The following is a 5,773-nucleotide window of genomic DNA, read 5'->3' as shown; positions in this document are numbered from 1 at the left end:
CGTCCCGCCAGCGCGAGCCGCAACCGTTCCACGATCCGGAAACCGACCCACCCCCAACCCCTCCCTTCCAGGGAGGGGAGAAGCTTCACGTCTTACGCAGGTCCTTCCCCTGATCGACCCACTCGATTGTCGCAGTGCAGCAAAATAAACATACCGACCGGTAGTTATCATATGGTCGACGCTTATATCCCGATTCCAGCTTGAGATAGATCAGGAATTCCATGACCACGACCGCCCACGGCTACGCCGCGCAATCCCCCCAAACGCCCCTCGCCCCCTTCAGCTTCGAGCGTCGCGAGCCCGGCAAGACCGACGTCGCGATCGACATCGCGTTCTGCGGCGTCTGCCATTCCGACCTCCACACCGCCAAGGGCGAGTGGGAAGGCACGCTCTACCCATGCGTCCCCGGCCACGAGATCGTCGGGCACGTCACCGCAGTCGGCAGCGACGTCACCAAGTTCAAGGTCGGCGACGTCGTCGGCGTCGGCTGCATGGTCGACAGCTGCGGCGAGTGCCCGTCGTGCAAGGACGGCGAGGAGCAATATTGCGAGACCACCGGGTTCGTCGGCACGTATAACGGCCCCGATCCCGTGCTCGGCGGCCATACGTTCGGCGGCTATTCGGACAAGATCGTCGTCGACCAGGGCTTCGTCCTAAAGGTCTCGCATCCCGAAGCCGACCTCGCCGCGGTCGCGCCGCTGCTGTGCGCCGGCATCACGACGTACTCGCCGCTCAAGCACTGGAAGGTCGGCCCCGGCCAGAAGGTCGGCATCGTCGGTCTCGGCGGTCTCGGCCATATGGGCGTCAAGATCGCCAACGCGATGGGCGCCGAGGTCTATGTCTTCTCGACCTCGCCGAACAAGCGCGACGATGCCAAGCGTCTTGGCGCGAAGGACCTGATCGTCTCGAAGGACGAAGCCGCGATGGCCGAGCACGCCAACAGCTTCGACTTCATCCTCAACACCGTCGCGGCGAGCCACAACCTCGACACCTTCACCGCGTTGCTTAAGCGCGACGGCACGATGACCTTGGTCGGCGTCCCCGAGCACGCGCATCCGTCGCCCTCGGTCGGCGCCCTCATCTTCAAGCGCCGCGCGATCGCCGGCTCGCTGATCGGCGGCATCGCCGAGACGCAGGAAATGCTCGATTTCTGCAACGAGCACGGACTTGTGTCGGACATCGAGATGATCCGCATGGACGAGATCGAACCGTCGTATCAGCGCATGGTGAAGAGCGACGTGAAGTACCGCTTCGTCATCGACATGGCGACGATGAAGACGGCCTGATCGGGCAGGGGGCGTTACCGCGCGCCGCCCTCATTCGAGAGAGCACCGTTCTCCTGCGAACGCAGGAGTCCAGGGTCAGGAACGTCTCACGATGTAATCCTGGGTTCCTGCGTTCGCAGGAAAACACCACCGTCATCCTGACGAAAGTCAGGACCCAGGGTTACGGACGCCACCGTTCTTGGCTCTGGGTCCTGACTTTCGTCAGGATGACGAGGTAGCGGCGAGCGGCACCCCGCTCACCACCGATAGTTAAAACTAATACTGATCCGCTCGCCCTTGGCAGCATTCGGCACGACCTCATGCCGCAACCAGCTCTCCCACAAGAACACACTCCCAGGCTTGGGCTCGGCATAAACGAACGTTCGCAAATCCTCCGCGGCATCCTCCAGCCGCGTCGGCGCCGCCATCATCATCGGCAACCGAGGATCCTCCAGCTTCAACGCCCCAGCCCCCTCCGGAATCGCCACGTACATCGTGCCCGAAACGACGCTATGCGGATGGATATGCCCCGAATGCGCGCCACCCGGCTTCAGGACGTTCACCCAAAGACTGTCGAGCTTCAACTTCCGCCCGCCCAGATCGAACGCGCAATCCTTCGCGAACTGCGCGACATGCTTGTTTAGCAGTCGCACCAGATCCCCGAACCGCGGATCGCGCAGCGGCAGGTCGTTCAACGACGCATATGACGTATACCCGCGATACCCATGCGCCTTCGACCACGCGACGCCCGCACGATCGGCCTTGGCCAGTTCGAGCGCGGCGTCCTCGAGTTCCTCGACCAGATCGTCGTCGCCGAGATCGGCCTCGTAGAACCGCGTGGCAAACAGGGAACGGGTGGTCATGGCTGCATCCTCAACGCGACATCGTTCATGAAGCGGACGTCGTCGCCCTCCGCCAGCCACTTGGCCTCCGCCGCCACCGCGCCGAGCATGTCGGAGAGCGGCTCGATCTCCGCCTTCGCATAATTCCCGAGCACATAGCCGGTGACGCGATCCTTGTGCCCCGGGTGCCCGATCCCCAGCCGCACGCGGCGAAACTCCGGCCCCAGATGCTGGTCGGTCGAGCGTAGCCCGTTATGCCCCGCGGTCCCGCCGCCGGTCTTCACCTTCACGCGGAACGGCGCGATATCGAGTTCGTCGTGGAACACCGTCAGCGCCTCGACGCCGAGCTTGTAGAACCGCAGCGCCTCGCCGATCGACCGGCCGCTCTCATTCATGAAGGTCGCGGGTTTCAGCAGCAGGATCCTGGTCGAGCCGATCCGGCCCTCCTGCGTCCAGCCCTGGAACTGCTTCTTCACCGCGCCGAAGCCGTGCACCTCGGCGATCGCGTCGGCGACCATGAACCCGACATTGTGCCGGTGCATCGCATATTGCGCCCCCGGATTGCCGAGTCCCGCCCAGATCTGCACGTGTGATTCTCCAAAAGACCGCGTCGGCGACGTAACCGTGTTCTCCTGCGAACGCAGGAGCCCAGGGTAACGGGCGATGGTGCTGCTTGATCCTGGACCCCCGCGTTCGCGAGGGAACAGTAAGGGGCAGCCCCATAAAACGAAACGGGCGGGAAAGCCCTAGCTTTCCCGCCCGCCAGATCATCCTAGGACGAAGGGCTGAACCCTCAGTCCTTCTTCTGCGGCGTGATCTTGTCGTCGTGGTTGTCGTCGTCGTTCGGCTCAACGACCGGCTCTTCGTCCGAAGCAGCTTCGGCAGCCTGAGCTTCGGCGACTTCGGCCTCGAGGATCTCGTCCTCGACGGTCGGCACGGTCGGCGGCACGATCGTCGCGATCGCGAAATCGCGGTCGTCGATCGCGGGCACAGCACCCTTGGGCAGCTTCACGTCGCTGATGTGGATCGAATCACCGATCTCCAGACCGCTGAGCGAAATCGTGATCTCGCTCGGGATGTCCGAAGCGTCGACGACCAGCTCGATCTCGTGGCGCGTGATGTTCAGAACACCCTTGCCCTTCTTGATGCCCGGCGCGTCGTCTTCGTCGGTGAACACGACCGGCACCGCAACCGTCACGGTCGAGTGCGCACCGATGCGCAGGAAGTCGACATGGATCGGGCGGTCGGTGACCGGGTGGAACGAGACGTCCTTCGGCAGCGTGCGCACGCCGTTGACCATCACGACCGAATTCATGAAGTGGCCGGTCATCAGCGCCTTCATCAGCGCCTTTTCCTCGAGGTGAACCGAGGTGGGTTCCTTGTTCAGGCCGTAGATCACGGCAGGCACGCGGCCGTCACGACGCAGCGCCCGGGAGGCTCCCTTGCCAACCCGGTCACGCGTCTCGGCTGCGAGCGTCAACTGGTCGCTCATCTGTATTCTCCGAAACTCGTTTGTTGTCCTTCCCGCCCACGCCTCCAGGGATGACCATGGACCGGAAGCGCGGGCGCATAGCGGAAGTGGGAGATTTAATCAACTAAACCCTCGCCCCTCCGGGGAGAGGGAGGGGCCCGCACGCGCTTGCGTGTGGGAGGGTGAGGGGAGTGAGGCTCGGGACGTTCGCGCCAACTCCCCCTCGCCCTTCCGTCGCAAGTGCTCCTCCCTCCCTCTCCCCGAGGGGAGAGGGGGTCATCACCTCAATACTTCACCCGCTCGGCCTTCACGCCAAGCTTAGCCAACTGCGCCTGAACGCTGTCCTTACCCGCCAGATGCCCCGCACCGACCGCCACGAACACAGTCCCCGGCGACTTCATCCGGTTTGCAACCCACTCCGCCCACCGCGCATTGCGATCCACCAGCAACACCTTCGCGACCTCAGGCGAATCCTTCAAACTATCGTTCATCTCGCGCGCCAAAGCCTCGGGATCGCCCTTCGCCCACTCGTCGACCATCGTCGCCATCGTCGTCTCCAGCTTAGGCAACTCGTCGATCGTGCTCCCAAGAAACTGCAACTGCGCGGTCTGCGAAAGCCCCCCGAAATACCCGAGCTGCTGTTCCGCCGTCTCCAGCCCCGTAACCGGCTTCCCCGCAGCCTTCGCCGCCGCGGTAATTACCTGCTCAGGCCCGTTCGCCGCATCATACCCCAGCTTGGACAAAGGCGCGATCGACAGGTTCGTCGCTGCCAGCCAAGGCTTGAACCGGTCGAACGCATTCGCCGGCAACCCCAGATCGGTCACCGCCTTCGCATACGCCGCGCGCTTGTCCGCCGGCAGTTGCTCGGTCAGCGTCGGGCGGTCCTTCGACACGCCCGTCGCCATCACCAGCGACTGCATCTTCGCCGGATCGGGCATCACCAGCTCCAGCACCACCTGCTGCGACCGATCGAACGCGGTCTTCACCGCCTCGTCGAACCACGTCATGCCGGGCTTCAACACATGGATCGTCCCGAACAGGTAGATCGTCGTGTCCTTGTCCTTCACCACCCACAATGCCGGATCGGCATCGTTAGCGGTCTGCACGGGCTTCGGCGCGACCTGCGCACAGGCGGGCAAAGCGAACGCCATCGCCAGCGCGGACAAGGCGGATCGGAACGACGCGATCTTCGAGAACAGCTTCAAGGGGAGGGCATCCTTACCGTGAGTTCGCCCCCATGTAGGACGCCCGGCCGCAACGCACCACTTGCCTCACGCACCCCCATCCGCCAAAGCCCAGCCCGTGACCCAGCCCGTGACCCAGCCCGTGAAAAAGCCTCTTAGCTTCCAGCGCATGATCCTCACGCTCCACGATTACTGGAGCGAACACGGATGCCTGATCCTGCAGCCCTACGACATGGAAATGGGCGCGGGCACCTTCCACACCGCCACCACGCTCCGCGCGCTCGGGCCGAAACCGTGGAACGCCGCGTTCGTGCAGCCCTGCCGCCGCCCGACCGACGGCCGCTACGGCGAAAACCCCAACCGGCTCCAGCATTACTACCAGTATCAGGTCATCCTGAAACCATCCCCTGCGAATCTCCAGGAACTCTACCTCGGCAGCCTCGCGGCGATCGGCATCGACATGCTGCGCCACGACATCCGCTTCGTCGAGGACGACTGGGAGAGCCCCACGCTCGGCGCCTGGGGGCTAGGCTGGGAGGTCTGGTGCGACGGCATGGAGGTGACGCAGTTCACCTATTTTCAGCAGATGGGCGGCTTCGACATGAAGCCCGTCGCCGGCGAACTCACCTACGGGCTCGAGCGGCTCGCGATGTATATCCAGGACAAGGACTCGGTCTACGACCTGGCGTTCAACGACGCCGGCGTGACCTACGGCGACGTGTTCCTGGAGAACGAGCAGGAGATGTCGAAGTGGAACTTCGAGATCGCCGACACGGACTCCTTGTTCGACCAGTTCCGCAAGCACGTAGCCGAATGCGAGAACAGCCTGAACCACAAGCTCCCGATCCCAGCCTACGAGCAGGCGATCAAAGCCAGCCACATCTTCAACCTGTTGCAAGCGCGCGGCGTAATCTCCGTAGCCGAACGCCAAGCCTATATGGGCCGCGTCCGAGACCTCGCGAAGGGCGCCTGCGCCGCCTGGATGGACAAACACGGATGGGCGGCATGATC

At 63.7% G+C, this 5,773-nt stretch carries 6 protein-coding genes; 2 read left to right on the top strand and 4 right to left on the bottom strand.

Features of this window, described 5'->3' with window-relative positions; translation table 11 throughout:
- The first annotated feature begins 221 nt into the window (after window positions 1-221).
- On the top strand, window positions 222-1,286 hold the full coding sequence (locus H8S47_RS18465; protein ID WP_187505227.1) for an NAD(P)-dependent alcohol dehydrogenase: 1,065 nt from the start codon (window positions 222-224) through the stop codon (window positions 1,284-1,286).
- Between the two features lie 236 nt (window positions 1,287-1,522).
- Here the strand turns inward: H8S47_RS18465 and H8S47_RS18460 are convergent, their stop codons facing one another.
- From H8S47_RS18460 to H8S47_RS18445, 4 genes are all read right to left on the bottom strand, one after another.
- A complete protein-coding gene (locus tag H8S47_RS18460; RefSeq protein WP_056047257.1) occupies window positions 1,523-2,128 on the bottom strand; it encodes a TIGR02466 family protein in 606 nt (201 codons plus the stop codon).
- The gene (gene pth / locus H8S47_RS18455; protein WP_187505226.1) at window positions 2,125-2,694 is read right to left on the bottom strand and encodes an aminoacyl-tRNA hydrolase; all 570 of its coding nucleotides are present in this window, start codon (window positions 2,692-2,694) and stop codon (window positions 2,125-2,127) included. The genes H8S47_RS18460 and pth overlap by 4 nt, the downstream gene beginning before the upstream one ends.
- Window positions 2,695-2,900: 206 nt before the next feature.
- Window positions 2,901-3,599, bottom strand: coding sequence for a 50S ribosomal protein L25/general stress protein Ctc (locus H8S47_RS18450; RefSeq protein WP_187505225.1), 699 nt, complete (start codon window positions 3,597-3,599; stop codon window positions 2,901-2,903).
- A gap of 263 nt (window positions 3,600-3,862) precedes the next feature.
- Window positions 3,863-4,729 carry a TraB/GumN family protein gene (locus tag H8S47_RS18445; RefSeq protein ID WP_187505229.1) on the bottom strand — a complete coding sequence of 289 codons (867 nt, stop codon included), beginning with the start codon at window positions 4,727-4,729 and terminating at the stop codon, window positions 3,863-3,865.
- Between the two features lie 202 nt (window positions 4,730-4,931).
- Here H8S47_RS18445 and H8S47_RS18440 point away from each other — a divergent pair, with 202 nt between their 5' ends.
- The gene (locus tag H8S47_RS18440) at window positions 4,932-5,771 is read left to right on the top strand and encodes a glycine--tRNA ligase subunit alpha (RefSeq protein WP_187505228.1); all 840 of its coding nucleotides are present in this window, start codon (window positions 4,932-4,934) and stop codon (window positions 5,769-5,771) included.
- Window positions 5,772-5,773 lie beyond the last annotated feature (2 nt).

The sequence above is a fragment of the Sphingomonas albertensis genome (assembly GCF_014358075.1).
Lineage (GTDB): Bacteria > Pseudomonadota > Alphaproteobacteria > Sphingomonadales > Sphingomonadaceae > Sphingomonas > Sphingomonas albertensis.
Note: the sequence above shows the minus strand (reverse complement) of the source record. Positions and strands in the feature narration are given on the sequence as shown.

Bases quoted from the DNA above. Each gene is read 5' to 3' on its own strand.
- H8S47_RS18465 (WP_187505227.1), top strand. From the start codon at position 222: ATGACCACGACCGCCCACGGCTACGCCGCGCAATCCCCCCAAACGCCC.
- H8S47_RS18460 (WP_056047257.1), bottom strand. From the start codon at position 2,128: ATGACCACCCGTTCCCTGTTTGCCACGCGGTTCTACGAGGCCGATCTC.
- H8S47_RS18450 (WP_187505225.1), bottom strand. From the start codon at position 3,599: ATGAGCGACCAGTTGACGCTCGCAGCCGAGACGCGTGACCGGGTTGGC.
- H8S47_RS18445 (WP_187505229.1), bottom strand. From the start codon at position 4,729: ATGGCGTTCGCTTTGCCCGCCTGTGCGCAGGTCGCGCCGAAGCCCGTG.
- H8S47_RS18440 (WP_187505228.1), top strand. From the start codon at position 4,932: ATGATCCTCACGCTCCACGATTACTGGAGCGAACACGGATGCCTGATC.